Origin of the sequence: Bradyrhizobium sp. 4 (assembly GCF_023100905.1) — a bacterium.
In the GTDB taxonomy this organism is placed as follows: domain Bacteria; phylum Pseudomonadota; class Alphaproteobacteria; order Rhizobiales; family Xanthobacteraceae; genus Bradyrhizobium.
Genome location: NZ_CP064686.1, coordinates 5,602,069 through 5,628,269, shown reverse-complemented (window position 1 = coordinate 5,628,269; position 26,201 = coordinate 5,602,069). Strand labels below are relative to the sequence as shown.

Sequence of the window (26,201 nt, the reverse complement as noted above, 5' to 3'; positions counted from 1 at the left end):
TATCCGGCGGCGGAAGTGCGGGGATTGGCTGAAAGAGAGTTTGCATAAATTGCGGCTACGCTCTGCTAACCATATGCGCCAGCGGAGCGTATTGTCGCATCGACACAGTGCGAGCCGGCATGCCGGCTTCACCTCTCCCCCGGAGAAGGAGAGGTGAAGATAGCGCGAGACGATCGCTATTTCTTCTCGATCGCGGCGGTCTGCTTGGCGAGCTGCTTGTCGAAATCTTCCGACAGGGTTGTGGAGTAGGCTGCGAGTTCACCCGGCTTGACGAACGGGTTCGGTGCGCCGTCCTTCATTTCGGCGCGCTTGGCCTGCATGCCATAGACCTCCGGATGCGGCCCGAGCAGCACGTCGATCTTCATCGCCTTCACTTTGGCGTAGGTCGCACGGTAGTCGTCGACGATTCCGGCGTGGGTCGGCTGGCCGACCAGCCGGTTCAACGCCACCGTGCCGCTACAGAAGAACAGCACCTCGCGGTCCTGATTGCCGTCCTTGACGGTCATCTCCCAACTCGTGCAGCCGGGCGAATGGCCGGGGGTGGCGTGAGCCGTCAGCGTGGTGTCGCCGAGCGTGATCTTGTCGCCTTCCTTCACGGCGCGATCGACCTTCACTGCGGGGAAGGCGAGGTCCTCGTTCTTCTCGTCGCCAGGATAATAGCCGCCTTCCAGCAGCGGCTTGTCGCGGTCGCCGGCGATCAGCTGCGCGCCGGTCTCCTTCTTGATTTCGGCGAAACCGCCGGTGTGGTCGAAATGCGCGTGCGTGTTGAGGATGATCTTGATGTCTGAGACCTTGAGACCGAGCTTGGCAATGTTGTCCTTGATCATGCCGCTGGATTCCGGAAGCGCCGTATCCATCAGGATCAGGCCTTGTGAGGTCTTGATGATGTAGACGGCGATGCCGTCAGTGCCGATATAGTAGATGTTGCCGATGAGCTGGAACGGCTCGAACGGCGTGGTCCATTTCTTGGTGACCACCGCCAGGAAGTCCTTGACGGTCTGCGCCTGCGCGCCGGTTGCGAGGAACGCCAGCGCGCACAGCGCGGCCGTGAGCTTCTTCATGGTTTGTCTCCCGGGATTGTTCTTGCAGATTGTTCTTGTCGTCTTGATCGGGCGCGGCCTTCGCGCGGCCGACCGGCAAGCTACGTCGTGCGAGGTGCGGCAGCAACGGCCACGTGTCTGAAAAAATTCGTGGCATGCGCGGAATAGCCGTGCCTGTCCGTTTTGAGCATGGCGGCCATTGCGGTAACGCGGCCGGGCGGGATTTGACCACGCGCAGGCGGCTCGTCATACTTTGCGCCAAGGCGAGCCAGAAAGACTCGTCGGCATCGGGAGCTGAAATGACCAATTCGTTGTCCGTCCTTGCGGGGACTCTGATTTCCCTCGTCTCCTTCACGTCGATTGCCTTCTCGCAGCCGGCCTGCGTCACCCAGAACATGGTGGTGCCGCCTGGGGCCAACAGCACCGACAAGGCGGGCCCGTTCTTCATCGATACGACGGGTCTCGACTTCAAGACGGCGCCTCCGACGCGTGATCCCTCCAATCCCAATTATCCACGCGCCGCGGAGCTTCCTGACGGAACGCTGCCGCCACCGGATGCCGAGGGCAATTTCATCATCGGTCCCACCCACAATCCTGCGCCGGAGACGATCGCGAAGGAGGGCGTGCCGCGTGGGACGACAAAGTCCTTCACGTTGTCGTCGAAGGAGAGCACCATCTACAATCCGGGTCTGATCCGCGACGATCTTGCTGGTTGCACCAATTCCTCGATCATGACGACCGTCACGGCGCCGGACGACAAGTCGCACATGATCGTCACTACCAGCCATCCCGGCGTCTGGTCGCGCACCATCGACGTCTATGTGCCGGCGCAATATGTGCGCGGCAGCGAGGCGCCGTTCATCGTGGTCGGCGACGGTGGCTCCAACGCCTACAAGGATCTCGCCGTCACGCTGGACAATCTGATCGCGCAGCGCCGCGTGCCGCCGATGATCGCGATCCAGATCGGCAATGGCGGGCAGGACGCGCAGGGCAGTCAGCGCGGCCGCGAATATGACGCGGTGTCAGGCGCCTACGCGCAATTCGTCGAGCGTGAAGTGCTGCCGCTGGTCGAAAAGAACGCCGAGGTCAGGCTGACCAAAAATCCCGATGGGCGTGCGACCATGGGGCTGAGTTCAAGCGGCGTGGCAGCCTTCACGATGGCGTGGTTCTATCCCGATCTCTATCACCGCGTGCTGGCGTTCTCGCCGACCATGGTCAACCAGCAATGGCCGCATGACCCGTCGTTGCGCGGTGGCGCCTGGGAATATCACAGCGCATGGCCGGGGCCGGCCACACCCAATCTCATCTCCAAGGCGGGCGTGCTCACGCCGGCCGAGCCGCCCGGCGTGCCGCTGATCGTCGCTGCGCCGACCAAGCCGATCCGCTTCTGGTTCTTCGGCGGCGACCAGGATCTGTTCTATCCGAACCCCACCATTCCCGACGGCATGCACGACTGGACCCTCTCCAACGCGCTGATGGCCAAGGTGCTGGCGGAGAAGGGCTACCACTATCAGTTTCTGTTCGTACGCAACGCCAAGCACGTCGACCGGCCCACGATCGCGCAGACGCTGCCGTCGGCGCTGGAGTGGGTCTGGAAGGGCTATCCGCTCCCCTGAGCGAAGTGGCCTGGCGCCCGATCGTCACGCCGGCGGTCGAGCGCATGGCATCTTTGAGGCTCGTCGCGTTCTTGTCGTCGAGGATCTCTCGCGTCATCACGGTGGTCTGGCCGGGCGTGTTGAGGATCGTCTCTCCGCGCGAAGAGGAGAGGCGGTCGGCTTTGTAGGGTGACGCCTGATCGGTCGCGGGCGCATGGCGTTTACTGGATGCGGCAAAGGCTCCTTGAGAGACGCAGAGGGCGGCAATCACAACCAGTCGCAATGATTTTGTGGGCATGCGATCTCCCAAATTCAAGGCGTTAGCCTATCATATGGGCTGGTCGTCGTAGGAAATAAAGGGTCAGGCGAGAGCGGCCTGGCGTTCCCGCATTGGTTCGCGGACCCGATCCGGTTTCCCCGGCTCCGCGAGCCGCGTAAAACTGCGCTGGCTCGCATGCGCGGGTGCTTCGACGATCACGCCCTCGCAGACGATTTGTCCGCCGAGCATCCTGAATTCCAGCTTGTCGTAGCGCGGCATTGTCTCGCCAGGCGCGGGCGGCAGCAACCCGACGCTTCCCTGGATGTTCAGCGTGGCATCACCGGCGCCGTGGACGCGCGGATTCCACATCCTGCTCCCGGTCTCCGTCCAACGCTGCCGGATCAGCGCGGCGCGGTCGGCGGGTTCTGCGATCTTTGCACGAATCTTCGGCGTGCTGGTGATCTCCGCAGCGGGAGCCTCGAGGGCTGGCTCCGACGCAACATCCGTGACGACGCTGGGCGTGCTGGCGACGACTTCCGCCGCGCTGGAGGCAAGCGAGACACGCGTGTCGTCGAGAGTTGAGCAAGTATCCACGTCGACGGCGGAGGAATGCTCGTCGTTGATGGCGAGAGCGGGGGCATCAACCGGGACGAGCTCGACATCGACGGAGGAGGCCTTCTCCACGACAACGGGCTCAACGTCGTCCGCGAGTTCGGGAGATGGATCGCTGTTGATGGTGAGTTCGGGGGCGTCGACCTTCTCACGCTCGACATCGATGGTCGCGACCGAAGCTTCCTCCACGACGACCAGCTCGACTTCCGCCGCCGTCTCCCGGGATGAATCGTCGCTGCCGCTGACATCGGCTGGCGCTTCCGACGGGCTCTCCGCGATGACGGGTCTGGCGGTCCCGTCTTCGGCGGCTGAAGCGGCGGCCGCAACGTCGCAGTTTGACGTATCCGCGCTGATGCTGGTGTCCAGAGCCGGAGCGGCTTCTAAAATCTCGGCAACGAGGGCGGGCGAGGCGTCCGCGGCATCAGCTGCGACGTCGATGCTGCCGCCGTGCGGCGCGGGCCGGAGCCGGTTGAACGCCCATTTCACCGCGGGGATGCGGCGCAACAACGATATCAGTCTCGAAAGCACTGGGAGTTATCCAAGAGGTACTCGGCTTGAGGCCATCGCTGATTCGCCAGCAATGTAAAAATCCCCGGCTGTCACACTGATGTCAATGTAGGTGGGACCAATTGCAGAACATCCACGCTTTCACAGCGCGAAGCTGCGATGTCGCCGGCGTGACTGCAATCAAGGTGCAGCCTCGCCAATGCGCTTTGTTCGACACCAAGACCTTTGCGCATGACGTCGACAAGCTTTCGACGGCATGAAGACATCTGGGGAGAGGGGACGATCGCCCCCTCTCCAGGTTTCCGATCGATGCCGACCTACTTCCCGGAGCCCGCGCCGCCGCCGGCCTGGCTGCCCATGTTATTGGTGTTACTGCCACCGGCGCTCGGAGCCTGTTTGCCCTTGCTGTCGGCGGCCTCGTTCTGCATGTTCGACGACGTGCCGGTCGTCATGCCCTTGGTCGCGGGGCCCCGGGACGAGGGCCCGACGTCGCCCTGACCGGATGCGCCTGGGGCGGGTTGTGTCTGTGCGAAGGCGCCGCCGGTCGCCAGCGCCATGATGCACGCGGATGCCAAAATGATCTTCTTCATCTGTTTCCTCCTGGGTTGACTTGATGACAACTTGCGCGCGGAGCGGACGTTCCTCACAGGGGAGCGTTGCGACGATCATGACCAAGCGCGTTGCGGCGCTTGTTGGGGTTCCCTGTGCGTCTCTGTTGACGGTAGAGTTTGGAACATCCGGCATCTGGTGTAGGGACGAGGTATGAAAAGGATAATGACTCTCGGAGCGATTCTGCTCTGGTCCACGATCGCAGTCGCGCAGGAGCGCGCCATCACCGTGGCCTCGACGACGTCGACGGAACAGTCGGGGCTGTTTGGCTATCTGCTGCCGCTGTTCTCGAAGGCCGCGGGTATCGACGTGAAGGTCGTTGCCGTTGGCACCGGCCAGGCACTCGACATCGGGCGGCGCGGCGATGCAGACGTCGTGTTCGTCCATGACAGGCCCGCCGAAGACAAGTTCATGTCCGAAGGGGAGGGCGTGAAGCGCTTCGACGTCATGTACAACGACTTCGTCATTGTCGGGCCGAGGAGCGATCCCGCGAAGATCGCCGGCGGCAAGGACGTGGCCGAGGCGCTGCGCAAGATCGCGGCCGCGAAGGCGCCGTTCATTTCGCGCGGCGACAAGTCCGGCACGCACGCGGCCGAATTGCGGCTTTGGAAGGAGGCTGGCGTCGACCTCGGTGCCGCCAAGGACGGCTGGTATCGCGAGATCGGCCAGGGCATGGGTCCAGCCCTGAACATGGCGTCGTCGTCGAATGCTTATCTGCTGTCGGATCGCGGCACCTGGTTGTCATTCAAGAACCGCGGCGAACTCGCCGTCCTGACCGAAGGCGACAAGCGGCTGTTCAACCAGTACGGCGTCATGCTGGTCAATCCGGCCAAGCATGCGAACGCGAAGGCGCAGGACGGGCAAGCCTTCATTGACTGGCTGATCTCTTCGAAAGGGCAGGAGGCCATCGCCGGCTACAAGGTCGGGGGCGAGCAGCTATTTTTCCCCAACGCGTCCCACTAGCAGGAAGGCGACGGTCGACACTGCGACGCTGAGTGCGAGCAGGATCAGCCCGAGTCCGAGCGCCAGCGGCAGGTCGCCCTTGCTGGTCTCCAGAGCGATCGCCGTCGTCATCGTGCGCGTGAAACCGCGGATGTTGCCACCGACGATGAGGATGGCGCCAACCTCCGCAATCGCGCGGCCGAAGGCTGCGAGAAAGGCCGTCAGCAGCGAGGTCCGGCCCAGCGCGAACAGCAAGCCGATGCTGCGTAGTGTTGACAGCCCATCGATCCGCGCCAGGTCGCCATACTCCGCCCACAGCAGGCTCGCCGGCCGGTGCACCAGTGCGACCACGATCGGTGTGGCGAGCAGCGTCTGCGCGACCACCATGGCCGCCGGCGTGAACAACAGGCCGGCGGCCCCGAGCGGCCCGGACCGCGACAGCAGAAGATAAAGCGCGAGCCCGACCACGACTGGTGGAAGACCAAGCAAGGCATTGGTCAGGACGATGATGACCTGCCGCCCGCGGAACCGGGTGATCGCAAGCAGGACCCCGAACGGCGCCCCGATCAGAAGCGCGAGGATGCTGGCGGTCAGGCTGACGCGCACCGACAGTCCGACGATGCCCAGAAGTTCTGCATCGGCCTCGCCGATCAGCGTGAATGCGGCGCCGATGGATCGCGCAAAGTCGTTCATCCGTGCCTGACCTTCGGCGCCCGCCACGACGTCTTGGGTGCGTCGATTTCAGGACTGCGGAGGTGTTTCACGTATATTTCCCTGAGGGTATCGTCGGGCAAAGCAGCGGCGCGGTCGCGCTCCGCAGGCAGGTTTGGTAACCCGAATTTGGCCGGAAATCAAAGCCGCGGGTGGCATGGCACGGTGCCGCGTTTGGGCTCATCGTTTGATGCTGGCCGATGCAGGGACTGTCGGGGCTCAGATCAACCCACGCAGCACCTCAACAAGCCGGGCACACTCCGCCTCCGTTCCGACCGTGACGCGCAGGAAGTCCTCGATGCGCGGCTTTCCGAAATGACGGACCAGAACGCCACGCTGGCGAAGCGCTGCTGCGAGATCTGCTCCGCTCCGGCTTCGATGGCGCGCGAAGACGAAGTTGGCGAGCGACGGCAACACCTCGAAGCCAAGTTGTCCAAGGTCTCGGGCCAAGGTTTCGCGGCTTGCGATGATACGAGCACGGGTGTCTCTGAACCAGCCCTCGTCCTTGATCGCGGCGACAGCGCCGGCGATCGCGAGGCAATCGACGGGATAGGAGTTGAAACTGTCCTTCACCCGTTCCAGCGCTTCGATCAGCGGTCGTTGGCCGATGGCAAAACCAACCCGTAGGCCAGCCAGTGAGCGCGACTTCGAGAAGGTCTGGATGACCAGCAAATTGTCGTGGCGTGCAACCAGCGGCACGGCGCTCTCGGCGCCGAAATCGACATAGGCCTCGTCCACCACCACCAGCCGGTCCGGTCGTTCGGCCAGCAGGGATGAGATTGCGTCGCGCTGAAGGGCGATACCGGTCGGAGCGTTCGGATTGCAGAGCAGGATGGCGCTCGATGGTCGACTGTAGTTGGAGATATCGATCCTCATCGCAGCATCGAGCGGCACCTTGTCATGCGTTATTCCATAGAGGCTGCAATAGACGGGGTAGAAGCTGTAGGTGACGTCGGGGAACAGAAGCGGCGTGTCGTGCTTCAGAAGGGCCTGGAAGGTGTGGGCCAGAACCTCGTCGGAGCCGTTACCGACGAACACTTGCTCGGGCACCACATCGCAATGGGCCGCGATCGCCTCGCGCAGGCGCGTTGCGCGCGGATCGGGATAAAGGCGCAGCCGCTCCGCGGCCGATGCGATCGCCGCCAGCACGCGCGGCGAGGGCGGGTAGGGATTCTCGTTGGTATTGAGCTTGACGATGCCGTCCTGCTTGGGCTGCTCGCCGGGGACATAGGGCGAAAGCGTGTGGACGACCGGACTCCAGAAACGGCTCATGAGCTCCAATCCGAATTGATCGGGGTACAGTAGGGTATGCGGGACCTCGGCGGAAGTGCGCCTGCATTCAGCATTCCACGCAAATCCGCACGAGGCTTACTGCCGGGGACGTTCCCGCAACCGCGACCCCTGTGCTAGGGTCGTTGCACCACCGCCCAGAATGAAAACAAGAACGAAGCCTTGCGCGCCCCAAGGCGCTGAACGGCCGAAAAGAGAGGAACACATGCCGGGTGCAGCCCTTCCCATCGCTCCCTCGATTCCGACCGCACCCGTGACCTCAGCCGTTCTCGACCGCTTGCGGGCCATCGTCGGCGACAAAGGCCTGATCCTGGACGAGCACGACAAGCGGCCCTTCGTGACCGACTGGCGCGGCGAACTGGCGGGGCAGGCCGCGGCGGTCGTGCGTCCGGCCAGCACCGCGGAAGTCTCCGCTGTCGTCGAGCTCTGCTACGACAACGGCATTGCCATCGTTCCGCAAGGTGGCAACACCGGGTTGATGGGCGGCGCCACGCCGTGGCCCATGCACCGCGGCATCGTGCTGTCGCTCGGTCGCATGAACCAGGTGTTGAACGTCGATCCCGTCGGCTACGCCATGACTGTGGAGGCAGGCTGCATCCTCGAGACGCTTCAGGACACAGCCGCGCGCCACGACCGCCTGTTTCCGCTCAGCCTGGGTGCTCAGGGCTCCTGCATGATCGGAGGTAATCTGTCCACCAATGCCGGCGGCGTGCAGGTGCTGCGTTATGGCAACGCGCGAAATCTGGTGCTGGGTCTCGAGGTCGTGCTGGCTAACGGCGATGTCTGGGACGGCCTGCGCGCACTCAAGAAGGACAACACCGGCTACGACCTCAAGCACCTGTTCATGGGCGCCGAAGGGACGCTCGGCATCATCACCAAGGCGGTGCTGAAACTCTGGCCGGCGCCGAAAGACGTGTGCACAGCATGGCTCGCAATCCGCGATCCCAAGGCTGCCATCGACCTTCTGTCGGAGGCGCATGCCGCTTCCGATGACAATGTCGGCTCCTGTGAGCTCATCAGCCGTGCGTGCACCGACATGGTGCTGCGCCACATTCCCGGCACTCAGGATCCTCTCAAGGCTGAGACCGAATGGTACCTCCTTCTCGAATGGTCGTCGGCCCGGCCCCGGCAGGACGGTGGCACGGGCATGTCGGACAGGATGGAGCAGTTCCTGGCGGACCAACTCGAGGCGGGCCGGGTGCTGGATGCTGTGATCGCGCAAACCGAAGCGCAGTCGCGCAACATGTGGCGGATTCGCGAGAGCGTGGCCGAGGCATCGCGCACCGAAGGTCCGGGCTTGAGCTACGATGTGTCGGTTGCGGTCTCCAGGATTCCCGAGTTTATCGACAGCGGTCTCGAGGCCGTGCTCGCCATTTTGCCGACGATCCGCCCCTATCCGCTCGGCCACATCGGAGACGGCAATGTGCACTTCTCCTTCATGGGCCCGAAGGGCATGGACCGCGATACGCTCTCCCAGTATTCCGCGGCGATCACACGGGCCGTCAACGACCTCGTCACCTCCATGGGCGGTTCGATCTCGGCGGAACATGGCATCGGCATCGAGAAGCTCGACGAGCTCCAGCACTACCGTTCCCGGACCGAGCTCGACATCATGCGCACGATCAAGCGGGCGCTCGATCCCAAGAACATCATGAATCCGGGCAAGGTGCTTCGTCTCGGTTAAGCCGCTACCGCCTCGAGCCCGGTGCTCCCCGCACACTCGCGCCCTCCGGGGACGGGATGCCGCAGATAGGCCGGGCCAAACAGGCCGGGGCACCAAATCACGCCGTTTGGCGGCCGAAAGGCGGCTTTATTCCCGCCTTGGATGCTTTAAGGAAGGGAGAGGATCAGGTCGCACCCGCCCGGGGGCGGTGCTAGACCCTGGTGCAGGAACAAAGGGGCGGGCCGGTATGGCACGTCCGCAAGGATGAAGGATTTGAGGCAATGATCCAAACCGTTGGCATCATCGGGGCAGGCACCATGGGGAACGGCATCGCGCAGATTTGTGCCGCGGCCGGACTTTCGGTCGTGATGGTCGATATTTCCGATGCGGCGGTGAACCGCGGGATTTCGACGGTCGGCGGCAGCCTCGAGCGCCTGGTCAAAAAGGAGAAGATGTCGGCGGGCGATCGCGACGCCACGCTCAAGCGCATCACCGGCACCACCGACCGCGCCAAGCTCGTCGATTGCGATCTCGTCATCGAGGCCGCGACCGAGAACGAGGAACTCAAGGTCAAGATCCTGAAGGATCTCTGTGCGACGCTGTCGCCACGCACGCTGCTCGCCACGAACACCTCGTCGATCTCGATCACGAAGCTCGCTGCGGCGACCGACCGCCCCGACCGCTTTATTATCGGCATGCACTTCTTCAATCCGGTTCCGGTCATGGCGCTGCTGGAGCTCATCCGCGGCCTGCAGACCTCCGACGACACCCATGCCAAGGCGCTCGATTTCGCCAAGCGCGTCGGCAAGGTGGCGATCACGGCCAAGAACAGCCCGGGCTTTGCCGTCAACCGCATCCTGTGTCCGATGATCAACGAGGCGATCTTCGCGCTGCAGGAGGGGATTGCGACGGCGGAAGAGATCGATGCCGGCATGAAGCTCGGCTGCAACCATCCGATCGGGCCGCTGGCGCTCGCCGATCTCGTCGGGCTCGACACCATGTTGTCGGTGATGGAGGTCTTTTACAAAGGCTTCAACGACCCCAAATACCGTCCGGCCCCCTTGCTCAAGGAAATGGTCGACGCCGGCCATCTCGGCCGCAAGACGGGACAGGGCTTCTACACCTACAGCGCCTGAAAATGGCGCAGGCGGCGGGCGTTTAGTGCTCGCCGCGACACCCCGCAATTTGCGCTGCGACAAAGACGCCGTGCGCAATTGACCCGACAATGTCGAACGGGCGGCCTGCGGGAACAACGGAACGGATAACAAGGGACATGTCGGATCGACTGAAGGCCGAGCGCGAGGCTGCGACCGCGCGGCGGAACCTGCTGACCCAGGACGCGATCGAGCGCACGGGGATCACCGAAGAGATGATCGGGGAACTCGTCACCCGCTTCTACGGGCGAGTCCGCGAGGATGCGCTGCTGGGGCCGGTGTTCGCGATCGTGCAGAATTGGGACGAGCATCTCGCCAAGCTCAGGGATTTCTGGTCGTCGGTCGTGCTGATGAGCGGCCGCTACCATGGCTCGCCGATGCGGGCGCATATGCCGCTGAGCCTGGCTGGCCATCATTTCGATCGCTGGCTCGAATTGTTTGAACAGACCGCGCGCGAGGTCTGCCCGCCGGAAGCGGCCGCGCTGTTCATCGACAGGGCGCGCCGCATCGCCGACAGTTTCGAGATGGCATCGGCGACCTTGGCCGGGCACATCGCTGCGCCGCGTCACGTGCTCCGCTCCTAGAATACAAAATGCCTGCCTGAGAAATGCGCAAGCCGCACTGATGTCGCCGTCGATCGCGCCGTGCGTTGGCGCGTTGCACCAATACCGATAGCTTTTACCTGATCTGCAAAATCATTATGCCGGTCGCGTGGCGTGACGTTGCAATCGAGAAAATGCGCGTGAATGCGCGTGTTCGCGTTCAATCAGTGCGAGCAAAGCCGTATTGATGCACTGCGGGAAAAATCTCTGCCTTTTTTTCGGCAGAGTTCCAGCGCCTGCTTGCGAACATGTCACGTGCATCGTTCAACACATCCTCTTCATCCTCCGACAACACAGCGGAATCCGAAGCTGACGCGTGCACGGAGCAAACCCGGCGGGCGCTGTTGATGAGTGCTTTGGCCACCACGGCGTGCCTCGCTTGTTCCACGCAGGTCCACGCGGGCGAGGATGGGCCCGGCTCCGACGAGCGGCCTCAGAAGGGCGATCTGCTCGTGTTCTCCGAAGGCGATCAGGAGGGAAAGCCCGTGACAGCGGCCGATCTGTCGGCCGGCGGCCCGCCGGTGCATGCCTGGCCGAAAGACCCGAAGACGTCGGTCGTGCGCAGCGCCTCGCGCCTCAACGAGATTCTGATCATCCGCCTCGACCCCGCCGAGCTCGACGAGCAGACGAAAGCGCGCGCTGTCGACGGCATCCTCGCCTATTCGGCAATCTGCTCGCATGCCGGCTGTCCTGTCACGGCCTGGGTGAAGAGCGATGTCGGCGACAAGGAAGTGCTCAAATGCATGTGCCACAACTCCGAATACGATCCTCGCGCGGCCGCGCAGGTCGTGTTCGGGCCGGCGCCGCGACGTCTCGCTGCGCTGCCGCTGGCGCTGGCTGACGGCTCGCTCACCGTCGCCGGAAACTTCGTCGGAAAGGTAGGTGGCGCGCAGCCGGGATGATGGACGTGCGGGTTGTGCCCGCGTCACGAGAGGCCGCATCCGCCGATGGGCGGACGACGGGACGAACGACAAGAATTCAAAACAAGAATTCAAACGGATGAAAAAGGGGAACGTCCATGACCAGGAAGCAGTGGTTACTGTCCGGCTTCGTCGCCTTCACGTGTCTTGCGTCGACCGCCGCCGTATCAGGCCCGGTCGAGAACTACGCGCCGGTCACCGCGCAGCGGTTGGAAAACCCGGAGCCCTCCAACTGGATGCTGTACCGGCGGACCTATGACGGGCAGGGCTACAGCCCACTAGACCAGATCAACACCTCGAATGTGAAGAACCTCACCCCGGTCTGGACCTTCGCGACCGGCGTCGTCGAAGGCCACGAGGCGCCGCCGATCGTCAACAACGGCGTGATGTTCGTGGCAACCCCGATGGGGCAGGTGATTGCGCTGAACGCCAAGACCGGCGACGAATATTGGCGCTACAAGCGGCAGCTCCCCGACGATCTGTTCCAGCTGCATCCGACCAGCCGCGGCGTCGGCCTCTGGGAGGACAAGCTCTATCTCGCCACCACCGACGACCATGTCGTCGCGCTCGACGCCAAGACCGGCAAGGTGGTGTGGGACACCAAGGTGCAGGACTACAAGAAGGGCCAGTATATGACCCTGATGCCGCTGATCGTCGACGGCAAGGTCATCGTTGGCGGCTCCGGTGGCGAGTTCGGCGTGCGCGGCTATGTCGCCGCCTATGATGCCAAGGACGGCAAGGAGTTGTGGAGGACTTATACGATTCCGGGCGAAGGCGAACCCGGCCACGACACCTGGCAGGGCGAGGACTGGAAGAACGGCGGCGGCTCGGCCTGGATGACCGGCAATTATGACAAGGACACCAAGACGATCTATTGGGGCGTCGGCAACGCCGCGCCGTGGCCCGGCGAGATGCATCCCGGCGACAATCTCTATACCTCCTCGGTACTCGCGCTCGATCCGAACACCGGCAAGATCAAGACTTATCACCAGTATCACCAGAACGATTCCTGGGATTGGGACGAGGTCGAAGCGCCGATGTTGATCGACCTGCAACGTGACGGTCGCAACATCAAGAGCCTGGTCCATCCGGGACGCGATGCGATCTTCTGGATACTCGAGCGCACGCCGACCAAGATCAACTACGTCGCCGGTTGGCCGTTCGTCTCCACTGACGTCTGGAAAGGCATCGACGCCGAGAGCGGCAGGCCGATCGTCGACCCCGCGCACAAGCCGATGGTCGGCAAGCGCGTGGAGTTCTGTCCGTCGCTGTGGGGCGGCAAGGATTGGCCGTCGGCGGCTTACAGCCAGAAGACCGGCCTCGTCTACGTACCCGCCAACGAGAATTTCTGCGGCGGGTTCACCGGCGAGAAGGTTCCGCTCAAGCCCGGCGAGCTCTGGCTAGGCACCAAGCCGGAGGACATCGGCCTGAAGACGAAGCCGGGTGCCGATCATTTCGGCGAGCTCCAGGCCTGGGATCCCGTCACGGGCAAGAAGATGTGGCAACACAACTTCCCGAAATCGCAGCTGTTCGGCTCGGTAACGGCGACCGCGGGCGATCTCGTTTTCGTGGGCGGCACCAACGACCGTAACTTCCGCGCCTTCAACGCGAAGTCCGGCGAGCTGTTGTGGGAGCAGAAGACCAACTCCGGCATCATGGGAATGCCGGTGTCCTATGAGATCGACGGCACGCAATACATCGCAATCCAGTCGGGATGGGGCGTGGATGCGCAGCGCATCCAGGATGCACTCGTGACCAACAATATCGGCATCGAAGCCAACGTGCCGCAAGGCGGCGTGATCTGGGTGTTCGCGCTCAAGAAATAAGCTCCGCTGGCGGATCGAAAGAAGCGGAGTGTCAGGGGGCAAATGCGGCGGACGGCAACGTCCGCCGCATTTTGCGTTGGCGTCTTCCCTTCGCTCCTTGCGGAAGAAGGTGGCGCGAAGCGCCGGATGAGGGGTTCCATCCGCGCATCTCAACGTGCGAGGCTCGCGCAGGCATACCCCTCACCCAGCGTGATCGTGGCAACCGGCGTCGCTGCCCTCTCCTGCAAGGGGAGAGGGCACAACGATGCGGTTCGGCGAAGAAGTAGAGCCGATAATCACGACGTCAAAACGCCGATGCGCAGATCGCTACTTCCCCTCGCGCTCGACCTTGTCCTTTTCCTTCTGGTTCATCTCGCGAACCTTGGGATCGGGATTGGGCTGCCCGGTGGTCTGGGTGGTCGATGGCGGCGTGGCATTGGCGTTGGGCAGGGAGTTCTGGTCCGGCGTGCTGGGGCGCGTCGCCGTGGTCGGCGGCGTGGTGTTGCTCTGGGCGTATGCGCCAGTGGCCGTCAAAAGAAAGGCGCTCGACAGCAATGAGACTGCGAGCGCCTTTGAGATATGGGTCATCGATCTGCTCCTGTCAGATCGATGCAAACGGCGCGAGGCCGCCTTGTGTTCCCGCCTTTACGCTTCCAATTGCTTGCCGAGCGGAAGGCTGCGGATGCGCTTTCCGGTCGCGGCGAAGATGGCATTCATCAGCGCCGGCGCGAATGGCGGGACGCCGGGCTCGCCGACGCCGCTCGGCGGCGTGTCGGGTCCGGGCGGCACGATGTAGACGTTGGTCACCGCAGGGGATTCGTCGATCCTGAGCACCTGGAAGTCGTCGAAGTTCTTCTGCTGCACCTTGCCGTCCTTGAAGGTGATCTCGCCGTATTTCGCGAGACTGAGCCCCATGATCGCCGCGCCCTCGATCTGCGAGGCAATGCGCTCGGGGTTGACATAGGTGCCGCAGTCGATGGCGGTGTCCACCCGCGGCACCGTCAGCTTGCCCTTGTCGTCGACGGCCACCTCGACGATGGTCGCGATATAGCTGACGAAGCTGCGGTGCACGGCGATGCCGAGGCCATGGCCCTTCGGCACCTGTCGGCCCCATTCGCCCTTCTCGGCGACCAGCTCGACCACCTTGCGCAGGCGCGCGGTGTCGATCGGATAGCTGTCCAAGGGCTCGCCGTAGTTCCACATGTCCTTCACAGCAGGCTTGACGATGCGCGGGCTGCCGATCAGCGCGAGCAGCGTCTCCTTCTGGTCGCGGCCGGTTGCATGGGCGATCTCACCCACCATCGACTGCACCGCGAAGGCGCGCGGGATGTTCGAGACCGAGCGGAACCAGCCGATGCGGGTGAACGCCGCGGCCTCCGGGTTCTCGCAGGAGATGTTGGCGATCTCGAAGGGCATGTCGACGAGGCCCATGCCGAGCTCGAAGGGCGCCTCATGCTTTGCACCCGCCGCGAACGTCGAGGCGATGCTCGGGGCCACGCTGCGATGGCGCCAGGCGATCACCTTGCCGCTCTTGTCGAGCCCCGCCTCGATCCGTTCCACCGAGACCGTGTGCAGGAAATCGTGACGGACGTCGTCCTCGCGCGTCCACTGCACCTTGACGGGCACGCCGAGCTCCTTCGACAGCAGCGCGGCCTCGAGCGCAAAGTCGCATTTCGACTTGCGGCCAAAACCGCCGCCGAGCAGCGTGACGTTGACCGTGACATTGCCCTCGGGAATGCCGAGCGTCTTCGCGACGTCCTCGCGCGTGCCACCCGGGCTTTGCACCGGCGCCCATATCTCCGCTTTGTCACCCTTGACATCGGCGACCGCCACCGGCGGCTCCATGCTGACATGGGCCAGGTGCGGCAGATAATATTCGCCGACAACGATCTTGTCGGCGCCCTTCAGAGCAGCCTCGGCGTCGCCTTCCTGGCGCACGACAAGGCCCGGCTTGCGCGAGGCCTCCTCGAGCTCCTTGCGGTAGGCGACGGAGTCGTATTTGCCGTTGGCGCCGTCGTCCCAGGTCAGCTTCAGCGCGTCGCGGCCCTTGATCGCCGCGCCGGTGTTGCGCGCGATCACGGCAACGCCGCCGAGCGGCTGGAATTTCGACGGCCACGGCCATCCGCGCACCTGCATCACCTTCTCGACGCCGGGGACCTTCAACGCCGCGTCCGGATCGAACTTGACCAGCTTGCCGCCGGTCACCGGCGGGCGCGCGATCACGGCATACTTCATGCCTGGCAGCCGCACGTCGGCGCCGTAACGCGCCTTGCCGGTGGTGATGTCATGGAGATCGACGATGCCGATCTGGCCCTTGCCGAGATAGCGGAAGTCCTTGGGGTCCTTCAGCTTGAGCCCTTCGATGCTCGGCACCGATTCCTTGGCGGCGTCGGCCGCGAGCTCGCCGAAGCCGAGCTTGCGGCTCGTCGCGCTGTGGACGACCTCGTGATTGACGGCCTTGACCTCGGTTGCCGGCACACCCCAGCGTTTCGCGGCGGCTTGCTCGAGCATGGTGCGTGCGGAGGCACCGATCTGGCGCATCGGCATCAAATAATGCCGCGTGCTGCGCGAGCCGTCGGTGTCCTGGTTGCCGAACTTGACCTCGTCGCCATGGGCCTGTTCCACCTTGACCCGCGACCAGTCGGCTTCCATCTCCTCAGCCACGATCAGCGGCAGGCTGGTGCGCACGCCCGTGCCCATCTCGGCGCGGTGGGCCAGGATGGTGACGGTGCCGTCGGGTGCGACCGCGACGAACACGCGCGGATCGACCACGACGCCGTGCGGCATCTTGCCGGCGCCGGTCTCGTAGGCGAACGCCTGGCGCGACATCACGGGAGCAGCGAGCACAAAGCCGCCGGTGATGCCGAGCCCCTTCAGGATGCTACGGCGCGAGACCTTTTCGACCCTGATGTTCTTCTCGAAGCCACGAAGCTTCCTCGGATTGTCGATGAAATTCATGTCACACTCCCGTCGATGCGAGATGGACCGCATTCTCGATGCGCTGGTAGCAGCCGCAGCGGCAGATGTTGCCGGACATCGCTTCGCGGATCTGGTCGTGCGACGGCTTTGGATTGTCCATTAGCAGCGCAGCCGCCTGCATGATCTGGCCTGCCTGGCAGAAGCCGCATTGGGGGACGTTGACCTGCCGCCAGGCCTTCTGCACCGGGTGATCGCCGTTCGGATGCAGTCCCTCGATCGTCGTGATCTCGCGGCCGGCGACGTCATTGATCGACGTGATGCAGGCGCGCACAGCTTCCTTGTCGACGATGACGGTGCAGGCGCCGCACAGGGCCTGACCACAGCCGAACTTGGTGCCGGTCAGCCCGGCCTCGTCGCGCAGGAACCAGAGTAGCGGAAGATCCGGGTCGCCGTCCCAGCTCTGTTCCTGGCCGTTGATCTTCACCTTGATCATGATCGTCCCTCGCTCTTCATAAGCTTGTTGATTTCAGATTTTCCAGATGCCGGTCGGTGCAATGTCCGCTGCGCGGCGTCGCATTCCGACGGTCATCCCGCGCGGGCAGATCCCGGCAGGACTCAGGAATGCCAATTCATGTCCGGATGTGCTCGATACCTCCCGTCGTGTTCTTGATTATTGAATTTCGCGCGGCATCGTCACGACGCGATCTTAGTGGGATCGCTTCGGTCCGGTCACAGCCAAGTGTTCTCTCGTCAGCTGTTCTCGATGGGAAAAGATTGCAACGAAGGTTTGTCAAAAGCAGGGCGCCGCATCACGCCACGCGCCTCTTGAGATGGGCACAATAAAAAAAAGCTTCGTCCGCCAGAAGACCTGTGCGGACGAAGCAGGATGCCTCAGTCGAGGGAGGGAGAAACGCAGGGGCCGCGGACTTCAAGCAGGAAGCCGGCGGTCCTGCGCAGTCATTCAGAGACCAGGACTGAGGGAGCTGACGGTCCCACACAAGTGCAGTCGAGAAGCGGCGGCATCGCCGCGATTGTCCCGGGTCGGCTCCGTCCGCTCGCTGGGTGTGGTGGAACCAGCGAGCGGGCGGGGCGCGGCAAACGTCAGGCGGCCTTTGCTCAGGCGGCCTTTGCTTAAGCGGCCTTGGCCTTCGCCACGTGGGTCGCGATGGCGTCCATCAGCGCCGGCGACAGGCAGTCATAGGGCTCGAGACCAAGCTCCTTGAACCGAGCCCGTATTCCGCCCATCTGCTCCGGCTTCACGCCCGATTCGATCACCGACGAAACGAAGGCGGCGAATTGCGGCGCCTGCGAACCCTGTTCCTGGAACAGTTCGGGGTGAATGAAGTCGAGGCCGTAGAACGGGTGACCCTTGTTCTCGATGCGGCCGTACATGTGCGTGCCGCAGGCCTTGCAGGCGTAGCGCTGGATCACCGCCGATGGATCGACGATCTGGAGCTTGTCGCCGTTCTCGAGCACGGTGACGTTCTGGCGGGGCACCACGGCGACGACGGAGAAATTCGCGCCCTGCGGTTTCCAGCACTTGGTGCAGCCACAGGCATGGTTATGCGCGACGTCGCCCTTGACGGCGACCTTGACCTGATGGTCGCTGCATTTGCATGCGAGCGTGCCGCCGGCGAAGCTGCCGCTGCCCTGTTTGATGCCGTTATCGATCGAGGGATGGAGTGCAACAGTCATGGGTCGATCCTCCTTGGGGTGACGCTTTTCGAGTTAGAACACGACGACTGAACGGATCGATTTGCCCTCATGCATCAGGTCGAAGCCTTTGTTGATGTCTTCGAGCTTGAGCGTGTGGGTAATCATCGGGTCGATCTGGATCTTTCCGTTCATGTACCAGTCGACAATCTTCGGCACGTCGGTGCGGCCCCGCGCGCCGCCGAAGGCGGTGCCGCGCCAGTTTCGCCCGGTGACGAGCTGGAACGGGCGGGTCGCGATCTCCTTGCCGGATTCGGCAACGCCGATGATGATCGAGGTGCCCCAGCCGCGATGGCAGGCTTCCAGCGCCTGGCGCATCACTGTGGTGTTTCCGGTGCAGTCGAAGGTGTAGTCGGCGCCTCCGTCCGTCAGGGTCACGAGATGCGGGACGATGTCGCCCGTGATCTTCTTGGGATTGACGAAATCGGTCATGCCGAACCGGCGTCCCCATTCCTCCTTGGAGTCGTTGATGTCGACGCCGATGATCTTGTCCGCGCCAGCCATCTTGGCGCCCTGGATCACGTTCAGGCCGATGCCGCCGAGGCCGAACACGACCACGTTGGAGCCCGGTTCGACCTTGGCAGTGTTGACGACGGCACCGACGCCGGTGGTGACGCCGCAGCCGATGTAGCAGCTCTTGTCGAACGGCGCGTCCTCGCGGATCTTGGCGACCGCGATCTCCGGCAGCACGGTGAAGTTCGAGAAGGTCGAACAGCCCATGTAGTGGTAGATCGGCTTGCCCTTGTAGGAGAAGCGGCTTGTGCCATCAGGCATCACGCCCTTGCCCTGCGTCGCGCGGATCGCGGTGCAGAGATTGGTCTTCTGGCTGAGGCAGCTTTTGCATTGCCGGCATTCCGGCGTGTAGAGCGGGATGACATGGTCGCCCGGCTTCACCGAGGTCACGCCAGGGCCGATCTCGCGGATGATGCCCGCGCCCTCATGGCCCAGGATCGACGGGAAGATTCCTTCGCTGTCGAAGCCGTCGAGCGTGTAAGCGTCGGTATGGCAGATGCCCGTCGCCTTGATCTCGACCAGGACTTCGCCGACCTTCGGTCCTTCCAGATCGACTTCGACGATCTCGAGCGGCTTCTTGGCTTCGAAAGCGACGGCGGCACGTGTCTTCATCTTAAGCTCCTCAAATTCCGGCAGGGCGCCAAGAACCAGGTCCTGGTCGGGCTCCGCACGTTCACTTCTTGCCCATGCACGAATCTTCGTTCTTGGTATAGGCGTCGTTCTTGTCGTCGTGCTTGCCAGGTCTGGTGCGGCCCCAGGCCTCGTTGGAGCGGGCGCGCAGATAGACGTAGAGATCGTCCATGTAGCAGGCGACGTTCGGGTTATCGCCGAAGGCCGGCATCACGTTCTCTGCGGCAGTCGAGATGTTCTTGCGGCCGGAGGCGACGACGCCGAGAAAATCGGCATAGCTCATCGTCTTCAGCGAATCCTTCAGCGCCGGGGCGTAGGTCGAGCCCATGCCATCCGGGCCGTGACACACATGGCAGTCCGAGTGATAGCGGCGATATCCGGAATAGGTATACCAGTCGACGGAGCCGTCGGTGATCTTGTAGGTTGGGTTGCCTTCCTTGTCGGACCATTCGCCGGTTTCGTTCTGCTTGACGGCAGTCGGGTCACCTGAGCCGTCCGCGACGGCAATTCCCCCGGACGCGATCAAGAACATCGCGGCAATGGCAGAGCAGATTTTACGCAAGAGATTTTCCTCGGAAGGCATTCGGTGAGACGAGCCGGCGCGTGGAGTTTATCCACGCGCCGGAGCGATGCTGAGAGGCCTAGTTGGGCAGCGAGAACACGGTCAGCGTACCGCCGAGTGCCGTGTAGTTGCTGAGCGCCGCGTAGCCACCGACTGCGCCGAGACCGGCGGTCGGATCGGTCAGACCTGCCGCCAGACCGATGCCAGCCCAGCCGCCCACGCCGGAGAGCACTGCGACATACTGCTTGCCGCCGTTCTCATAGGTGGTGACGTTGCCGATGATGCCGGAAGGAGTCTTGAACTTGTAGAGCTCCTTGCCGGTCTTGGCGTCGACTGCCTTCAAGTAGCCTTCGAGCGTTCCGTAGAACACCACGTTGCCTGCGGTTGCGAGCGCACCCGACCAGACCGAGAACTGCTCCTTGTTCGACCAGACGATCTTGCCGGTCTTGCCGTCCCAGGCGATGAAGTTACCCATGTGGGTTTCACCCTGCGGCGGATACATCGAGAGCGTCGCACCCACATAGGGCTGGCCCGCGGTGTAGCTCACCTTGAACGGTTCATAGTCCATGCAGACGTGGTTGGTCGGGACGTAGAACAGCTGCGTGTCCGGCGAGTAGGCTGCCGGCTGCTCGTCCTTGGTGCCGAGCGCGGCCGGGCAGATGCCCTTCACGTTGTGGTCCTCGCCCGCCTTGTCGGTCGAAGCTGCGTCGAGCACCTTCGGGCGGCCGTAGGTCGGCGAGTTCTTGTCCATGTCGACGCCGGAGGTCCAGTTCACCTTCGGATCGTACTTTTCGGCGACCAGGAGCTCACCGGTGGCACGATCGAGCGTGTAGCCGAGGCCGTTACGATCGAAGTGCGTCAGCAGCTTGCGCGGCTGGCCGTTGATCTGCTGGTCCGAGAGGATCATTTCGTTGACGCCGTCATAGTCCCACTCGTCGTGGGGCGTCATCTGATAAACCCACTTGGCCTGGCCGGTGTCAGGGTTGCGAGCCCAGATTGTCATCGACCATTTGTTGTCGCCGGGACGCTGCTTCGGATTCCAGGTCGAAGGATTGCCCGATCCGTAGTAGACGAGATTCAGCTCGGGGTCGTAGGAGATCCAGCCCCAGGTGGCGCCGCCGCCGATCTTCCACTGATCGCCTTGCCAGGTCTTCAGGCTGGAGTCCTTGCCGACCGGCTTGCCGAGTGCGGTGGTCTTCTCGGCGTCGACCAGGATTTGATCATCCGGTCCTTCAGAGTAGCCGCGCCAAGCCAGCTTGCCGGTCTTGATGTCGTAGGCGCTCATATGCGCCTGAACACCGAACTCACCGCCGGAAATGCCGATCAGCACCTTGTCCTTGACGACGAGCGGCGCCGAGGTGCCGGTCTCGCCCTTGCCGGGATCGCCATTCTTGGCGGTCCATGCAACCTGACCGGTCTTGGCATCGAGCGCGACCAGGGTAGTGTCAGCCTGATGCAGGAAGATCTTGCCGTCGCCGTAAGATACGCCGCGGTTGACTGTGTCGCAGCACATCACGGGGATGACGTTCGGATCCTGCTTCGGCTCATACTTCCAGACGATCTTGTTCTCGTTCGAAAGGTCAATAGCGTAGACCTTGTTCGGGAACGGCGTGTGGACGTACATCATGTTGCCGATGATCAGCGGGCCGCCTTCATGGCCGCGCAGCACGCCGGTCGAGAAGGTCCAGGCGACCTGGAGCTTGCCGACGTTTTGAGCATTGATCTGGTTGAGCTTGGAATAGCGGGTATTGGCATAGTCGCCCGCCGGCATCACCCAGTCTTTCGGGTTCTGCGCCATCTTGTTCAGCTCGTCATTGGCTGACGCGCTGCCTACGGCGAGAGCCGCAGCGGACCCAAGAAAGGTCGCCAGTAGTACCTTGCGCATAGTCATTCCTCCGTTGTCTCGTTTATTTTTCCGAAGCATTGCTCAATCACCGGGCTTCTCGTCCGGTGTCTGCTCGTGCAGGGCGGTCACATTTGGGACCAGAAACGATGCTGGGTGCTTTCTCCTCCTGATGAGAGCTACGGGTCCACATGCAGGAGCGGCCCGTTTTTGTTGTTCCTGATGCATCCGTAGCGACTTCGCCATCGGGAAACTTGCCCAAGAGAGAAGCTGGTTTGCTTGACAGCGCACGGCCGCGAAGATTTTGATTTTGCAGTAGCGAATTCAGCGGCTTCCGCAGCGCTTTGGGACCGTCTTCCACGCTTAGGTTCCCCTTGACGGCGCTGCAACTAAGGCGGAGGATTAACTTCCAAGGGTGGCAATGGAACGATGGCGCTCGTTCCAGAAGATCGCTCAAAATCGAGGTAAACGTCACGCAATCACGGTTCAGGGCTCCGGCAGCGCGGCTCGCGATTCGCGTCAAAATCTCCGGATCAAACCAGTGGCTGGATTAATGTCCGACACAATTCACACGCTCTCGACGACGGGAATGACGCCGAAGCGGCAGATCCAGAGCTGGATTGACGGGCTGACGAGCCTGTGTGGGCATTTCGACGTTGATCCGCTGGAAGCGTCTTCGCTCGAAGGCCGCATCGACTACACCAGCGTCTCGCGCCTGAAGCTCTGCCAGATCGAGGTCAGCCAGCATCGCATCGCGCACACACTGGCGCGCGCCAAGGCCAACGAACACCCATATATCAAGATCCACTTCCAGACTTACGGCGTGTCCTATTTCGAGCAGGAAGGCCGCCACATCGAGATCAACCCGGGCGACATCATCGCCTATGACGTCTCCTGTCCGCATTCGATCATCAGCCCTGCTTTCACGCGCCACGACGTGGTGATCGTACCCAAGGCGCTGCTGCGCGACCGCGGGTTCCCGTCGCAGCGAATGCCGGCCTGCAAATTGACCTCACGCACGGGAACGGGGCGGATCGCCCACGATTTCGTCCATGCGACCTTCGACGAGGCGGCCAAGCTGTCGGCGAATAGTGCGGTCGGCGTCGCCGATTCGCTGATCGACCTCTTGCTGCTGCCGCTGCGCGAGGCGGACACGATGCTCGATCGCGTCGGTCCCGAAGCGACCTATGTGCGCGCGCAGTTCTTCATCCGCGAGCATTTGCGCGATCCGGATCTGTGCATCGACCAGATCTCCGGCGAGCTCGGCTGCTCCAAGCGTTATCTGCACATGCTGTTCTCGGAGCGCGGCACCACGGTGAGCGACTACATCTGGCAGGCGCGTCTTCAGAATTGCCGCCAGGAGCTCGAGGCCCACGCCGGCAAGACCATCACCGACGTCGCGTTCTCCTGGGGCTTCTCCAGCTCATCGCATTTCAGCCGGGTGTTCCGGAAATATTTTGGCGTAGTGCCGTCCTCGATCCACAAGGCGCAACAGGGCGCGGTTGCCGCGGACGAGCATTAGGCAAACGCCAGGTTCGGCGACGACGACGGTTGACCGTCGCGCGCCCGCGATGTCTCTCACGCCGATATGGCGATGTAGGGAATGCTGGTCAGGAGAGCGGCGAGCAGCACCGCATTGCCGAGCATTCCACTCCAATGTAGTCGGCGTAGCCGGCGCGGGGCCTCGGCATCGCCGGCGTCCCTGGCGCTGAGCTGTTCGTCCATCCGTTGCATGAACCAGCGGCGTCCGTAGATCGCCAAGGCTGCAAGAAGGCCAACGCCCATCGCGGCGACCAGACGACCGTCGAGCAGGAAAGCGACCGCTCCGATGAGTCCGGCAACGCGCATCACCAGAAAATGCGCATTGAACATTCCGCGCAAAAGCTGGGCGACGGGCTGGATATCCAGCTTCACCAGCAGGAAGGCCGGAGACGCCAACGTGAAATAGCCCATCGGAAAGAGCAGGATGATCATGACGGCTACGGCAACGCCATCCGGTGTCATGGGATCGGCCTTTCTGTTCCGCGCCGGTGAGAGCTTCCCGGCAGCGTCGCACAATCATAGCGGGAAAATACGTTTCCGGCACTAGGCTTTGGTCGAATGCTGCGCCGCGAAGAGCGTCTTGTCTCGCGGTTCAGGAGGGCTCGAGGCCGAGCGACCGCGCGCTATCGATCCAGATCGGCAGCTCGCGCTGATACAGCGCGTTGGTGTCCTTGAAGCCGATCGCGGGTTCGAGCACGAACGTGTTGAGAACTTCCTTCACCTTCGGATCGTTGTTGGCAGCAACGCAAAGCTCCGCCAGGCGGTCGACGACCGGTTGCGGTGTCGCCTTCGGCACGGCCCAGCCGGAGAAGCCGCTGACGGTGAAGAATTTCGACGTCGCGCCCTGCTCGGGGAGGGTCTTGATATCGGGGATGGCGTCGACCTTCTTCGAATGAACCGCGAACACTGTGCCGCGATCGCTCTGCAAAACCGATTGCGCTGCCGTGTAGCTGCCCATGGCGACATCGAGCGTACCTTCCAGCATGCCCGTCCACATCGGGGCTTCGCCGCGATAGTGGATCGGCTCGATGGCAAGGCCGTACTGCTTGTTGAGCTCGTGGACCGTCATATGCGGGGCCGAGCCCGCGCTATCGGTGCCGAAGTTGACCTTGCCGCTCTTGCGCGCAAAGGCGACGAAATCCTCCAGCGTCTTGACGCTGGTTTTCGGGTTCGCCACCAGCAACAGGCCGGCGCCCGGAATGACGCTGACGAGCGTCAAATCCTTGTCCATGTCGTAGCCCGGAGTCTTCATCACCACCCGGTTCATGATGTAGGTGGTCGAGATCGAGCACAGGATGGTGTGGCCGTCGGGCTCCGCGCGTGCGACCTCCGCCGTCCCGATCGCGCCCGCGGCACCCGGCTTGTTCTCGACGACGACGGTCTTTCCGACCTGCTTGGCAATGAATTCGCCATAGGCGCGTGCGAGCAGGTCAGTCTGTCCGCCGGCGGGATAGCTGCAAATCATGCGAATTTGCCGCGATGGCCATGCAGCCTGCGCCGAGGCGTTGCGCGAGACGAAAGGCGTCGCGAGCGTGGCGGTGCCGGCGGCAATGAAGTGGCGGCGATCGAGTTTTGGGGACATGATTCTCTCCCGGGTTGTCGCCGACGGTACTGCATCGGGTCGCCTCTGCCATGGTGGCAGGCGAGACAGATTGGCGCATTCGAAGGGCCGCGCTGTGCCTATTCGGGCGTCATCAGGACAATCGCGCTTTTCGCATGACACGCAGCCAGACGATTTCGGTCAGGGCTACCGCAAGCAAGCCAAAGGTGCCGCCGATCAGCACGTTGACGATGCGCTCCTCCGAGATGCCGCTGGCGCTGCCGGCGAAAGAGGCGGCTAGCGCGATGAAGAAGCAGCGCAGGCCGAAGCCGATGATGTAGCGGGAGAACGAGATCAGCGTGAGGGTGGCCGCGAGAACCGCGAGCGCATAGCCGACCCGGCTTTGCGGCAGCACCATGCCGGCGAGGAAACCGAGCGGCACGCCGGCGACGGCGCCGATCGCCCGCTGCTTCAGCTTGCCGGTCGAAGCGACGAGATCGCCGACCACGACGCTTGCGGCCGACCACATCACCCATTGGCCCTGCGCGAGATCGAGGATCTCGACCAGAGCCGCCGCAGCGAACACCGCAAGGGCGGTTGCCGCCGCGGGCACAAACCATCCGGCCGCGGGCGCTCCGAACGAGGTCGCGGCATCGCCGCACCGTCGCTGGTCGTAAATCCGGATGGCGCAGACCAGAGCCAGCGCGATCGGAGAGGACACGATGATCATGCCGGCATGGCGCAGGGCTTCCGAGGCGCTCACGCCCTCCCGCACCTCGCAGGCAAGATACACGGCGGGGATGAACACCCAATTCCCGAGCGTGCGGAAATGTTCGCCGTGGCGCGTCACTGCGACCGCAAGGAATCCGGCGAGCGCCGTCAGCACTGCGAATAGCGGCTTGATCGGGCTCGCGAGGAACAGCGCGGCAAAGGTGAGGAGGATGGCGAGATAATGCCACGCGACGACTTTCGGCGGCAGGTGAAGCCTGAGTGCGGGAATGAGCAACGACACCGCGACCAACCCGAGATTCAGCAGCGCCGTCTCGTGCGCGATGAAATAGGCGGCGACCATCGGGCCCACGACGATCAGCGCCCGCACCAGCTCGCCGGTCTTGATTTCGCGCGAGAGGAGATCGCGCAGGCTTGCGGCGGAAGGATTCACGATGCCACCAGATGGCCGAATGAAAACGGCGGCATCATAGGGTGCAGAATGTCGCCGAGCTAGCCATG

23 protein-coding genes and 1 pseudogene are annotated in these 26,201 nt (G+C 63.2%); 8 read left to right on the top strand and 16 right to left on the bottom strand.

What is annotated here, in order from left to right:
• Positions 1 to 176 precede the first annotated feature (176 nt).
• The gene (gene blaBJP, locus IVB45_RS26870) at positions 177 to 1,061 is read right to left on the bottom strand and encodes a BJP family subclass B3 metallo-beta-lactamase (protein WP_247359085.1); all 885 of its coding nucleotides are present in this window, start codon (positions 1,059 to 1,061) and stop codon (positions 177 to 179) included.
• A 278-nt stretch (positions 1,062 to 1,339) separates the two neighbouring features.
• Between blaBJP and IVB45_RS26865 the strand changes: the two genes are divergently transcribed.
• The gene (locus IVB45_RS26865; RefSeq protein ID WP_247359088.1) at positions 1,340 to 2,656 is read left to right on the top strand and encodes an alpha/beta hydrolase-fold protein; all 1,317 of its coding nucleotides are present in this window, start codon (positions 1,340 to 1,342) and stop codon (positions 2,654 to 2,656) included.
• A gap of 13 nt (positions 2,657 to 2,669) precedes the next feature.
• On the opposite strand, the pseudogene IVB45_RS26860 reads toward IVB45_RS26865, so the two are convergent.
• From IVB45_RS26860 to IVB45_RS26850, 3 genes and pseudogenes are all read right to left on the bottom strand, one after another.
• Positions 2,670 to 2,933 (bottom strand): annotated as a pseudogene (locus tag IVB45_RS26860) (TonB-dependent receptor plug domain-containing protein); the annotation flags it as partial.
• Between the two features lie 63 nt (positions 2,934 to 2,996).
• On the bottom strand, positions 2,997 to 4,034 hold the full coding sequence (locus IVB45_RS26855; protein ID WP_247359091.1) for a hypothetical protein: 1,038 nt from the start codon (positions 4,032 to 4,034) through the stop codon (positions 2,997 to 2,999).
• A 296-nt stretch (positions 4,035 to 4,330) separates the two neighbouring features.
• On the bottom strand, positions 4,331 to 4,603 hold the full coding sequence (locus IVB45_RS26850) for a hypothetical protein (protein WP_027566522.1): 273 nt from the start codon (positions 4,601 to 4,603) through the stop codon (positions 4,331 to 4,333).
• Between the two features lie 172 nt (positions 4,604 to 4,775).
• On the opposite strand from IVB45_RS26850, the gene IVB45_RS26845 reads away from it, so the two are divergent.
• Positions 4,776 to 5,585, top strand: a complete 810-nt coding sequence (locus tag IVB45_RS26845) for a substrate-binding domain-containing protein (protein WP_247359093.1) — start codon at positions 4,776 to 4,778, stop codon at positions 5,583 to 5,585.
• On the opposite strand, the gene IVB45_RS26840 is transcribed toward IVB45_RS26845, so the two are convergent.
• On the bottom strand, positions 5,559 to 6,257 hold the full coding sequence (locus IVB45_RS26840) for an ABC transporter permease (RefSeq protein ID WP_027566524.1): 699 nt from the start codon (positions 6,255 to 6,257) through the stop codon (positions 5,559 to 5,561). The genes IVB45_RS26845 and IVB45_RS26840 overlap by 27 nt on opposite strands.
• A gap of 237 nt (positions 6,258 to 6,494) precedes the next feature.
• Positions 6,495 to 7,547, bottom strand: a complete 1,053-nt coding sequence (hisC, locus tag IVB45_RS26835; RefSeq protein ID WP_247359095.1) for a histidinol-phosphate transaminase — start codon at positions 7,545 to 7,547, stop codon at positions 6,495 to 6,497.
• 223 nt (positions 7,548 to 7,770) lie between these two features.
• Between hisC and IVB45_RS26830 the strand changes: the two genes are divergently transcribed.
• The 5 genes from IVB45_RS26830 to IVB45_RS26810 all read left to right on the top strand — a co-directional run bounded on the left by IVB45_RS26830 (position 7,771) and on the right by IVB45_RS26810 (position 13,730).
• Complete coding sequence (locus tag IVB45_RS26830; protein WP_247359097.1) at positions 7,771 to 9,249, top strand: FAD-binding oxidoreductase; 1,479 nt, start codon at positions 7,771 to 7,773, stop codon at positions 9,247 to 9,249.
• A gap of 200 nt (positions 9,250 to 9,449) precedes the next feature.
• Complete coding sequence (locus IVB45_RS26825; RefSeq protein ID WP_346016169.1) at positions 9,450 to 10,364, top strand: 3-hydroxybutyryl-CoA dehydrogenase; 915 nt, start codon at positions 9,450 to 9,452, stop codon at positions 10,362 to 10,364.
• Positions 10,365 to 10,501: 137 nt separating this feature from the next.
• Positions 10,502 to 10,966, top strand: coding sequence for a group III truncated hemoglobin (locus tag IVB45_RS26820; protein ID WP_247359099.1), 465 nt, complete (start codon positions 10,502 to 10,504; stop codon positions 10,964 to 10,966).
• 266 nt (positions 10,967 to 11,232) lie between these two features.
• On the top strand, positions 11,233 to 11,886 hold the full coding sequence (locus IVB45_RS26815) for a Rieske 2Fe-2S domain-containing protein (protein ID WP_247359100.1): 654 nt from the start codon (positions 11,233 to 11,235) through the stop codon (positions 11,884 to 11,886).
• Positions 11,887 to 12,002: 116 nt separating this feature from the next.
• The gene (locus tag IVB45_RS26810) at positions 12,003 to 13,730 is read left to right on the top strand and encodes a methanol/ethanol family PQQ-dependent dehydrogenase (RefSeq protein WP_027566530.1); all 1,728 of its coding nucleotides are present in this window, start codon (positions 12,003 to 12,005) and stop codon (positions 13,728 to 13,730) included.
• 306 nt (positions 13,731 to 14,036) lie between these two features.
• Here IVB45_RS26810 and IVB45_RS26805 read toward each other — a convergent pair whose 3' ends face one another.
• From IVB45_RS26805 to xoxF5, 7 genes are all read right to left on the bottom strand, one after another.
• Positions 14,037 to 14,297: a hypothetical protein gene (locus tag IVB45_RS26805; protein ID WP_247359102.1), complete on the bottom strand. Its 261-nt coding sequence runs from the start codon at positions 14,295 to 14,297 to the stop codon at positions 14,037 to 14,039.
• A gap of 57 nt (positions 14,298 to 14,354) precedes the next feature.
• Complete coding sequence (locus IVB45_RS26800; protein ID WP_027566532.1) at positions 14,355 to 16,667, bottom strand: molybdopterin cofactor-binding domain-containing protein; 2,313 nt, start codon at positions 16,665 to 16,667, stop codon at positions 14,355 to 14,357.
• 1 nt (position 16,668) lies between these two features.
• Positions 16,669 to 17,121: a (2Fe-2S)-binding protein gene (locus IVB45_RS26795; protein ID WP_007601363.1), complete on the bottom strand. Its 453-nt coding sequence runs from the start codon at positions 17,119 to 17,121 to the stop codon at positions 16,669 to 16,671.
• 638 nt (positions 17,122 to 17,759) lie between these two features.
• Entirely contained in the window at positions 17,760 to 18,323 is a 564-nt protein-coding gene (gene gfa, locus IVB45_RS26790; RefSeq protein WP_027519384.1) for an S-(hydroxymethyl)glutathione synthase, read from the bottom strand.
• A 33-nt stretch (positions 18,324 to 18,356) separates the two neighbouring features.
• Positions 18,357 to 19,466, bottom strand: a complete 1,110-nt coding sequence (locus tag IVB45_RS26785) for an S-(hydroxymethyl)glutathione dehydrogenase/class III alcohol dehydrogenase (RefSeq protein WP_027566533.1) — start codon at positions 19,464 to 19,466, stop codon at positions 18,357 to 18,359.
• Positions 19,467 to 19,527: 61 nt separating this feature from the next.
• On the bottom strand, positions 19,528 to 20,016 hold the full coding sequence (locus IVB45_RS26780) for a c-type cytochrome, methanol metabolism-related (RefSeq protein WP_027566534.1): 489 nt from the start codon (positions 20,014 to 20,016) through the stop codon (positions 19,528 to 19,530).
• Positions 20,017 to 20,125: 109 nt separating this feature from the next.
• Complete coding sequence (gene xoxF5 / locus IVB45_RS26775; protein WP_027566535.1) at positions 20,126 to 21,931, bottom strand: lanthanide-dependent methanol dehydrogenase XoxF5; 1,806 nt, start codon at positions 21,929 to 21,931, stop codon at positions 20,126 to 20,128.
• A 511-nt stretch (positions 21,932 to 22,442) separates the two neighbouring features.
• Between xoxF5 and IVB45_RS26770 the strand changes: the two genes are divergently transcribed.
• The gene (locus IVB45_RS26770; protein WP_027566536.1) at positions 22,443 to 23,411 is read left to right on the top strand and encodes a helix-turn-helix domain-containing protein; all 969 of its coding nucleotides are present in this window, start codon (positions 22,443 to 22,445) and stop codon (positions 23,409 to 23,411) included.
• A 56-nt stretch (positions 23,412 to 23,467) separates the two neighbouring features.
• On the opposite strand, the gene IVB45_RS26765 is transcribed toward IVB45_RS26770, so the two are convergent.
• The 3 genes from IVB45_RS26765 to IVB45_RS26755 all read right to left on the bottom strand — a co-directional run bounded on the left by IVB45_RS26765 (position 23,468) and on the right by IVB45_RS26755 (position 26,133).
• On the bottom strand, positions 23,468 to 23,893 hold the full coding sequence (locus IVB45_RS26765; RefSeq protein ID WP_027566537.1) for a hypothetical protein: 426 nt from the start codon (positions 23,891 to 23,893) through the stop codon (positions 23,468 to 23,470).
• Between the two features lie 130 nt (positions 23,894 to 24,023).
• A complete protein-coding gene (locus IVB45_RS26760; protein ID WP_247359104.1) occupies positions 24,024 to 25,013 on the bottom strand; it encodes a tripartite tricarboxylate transporter substrate binding protein in 990 nt (329 codons plus the stop codon).
• Positions 25,014 to 25,125: 112 nt separating this feature from the next.
• Entirely contained in the window at positions 25,126 to 26,133 is a 1,008-nt protein-coding gene (locus IVB45_RS26755) for an FUSC family protein (RefSeq protein WP_247359106.1), read from the bottom strand.
• Between the last annotated feature and the right edge of the window lie 68 nt (positions 26,134 to 26,201).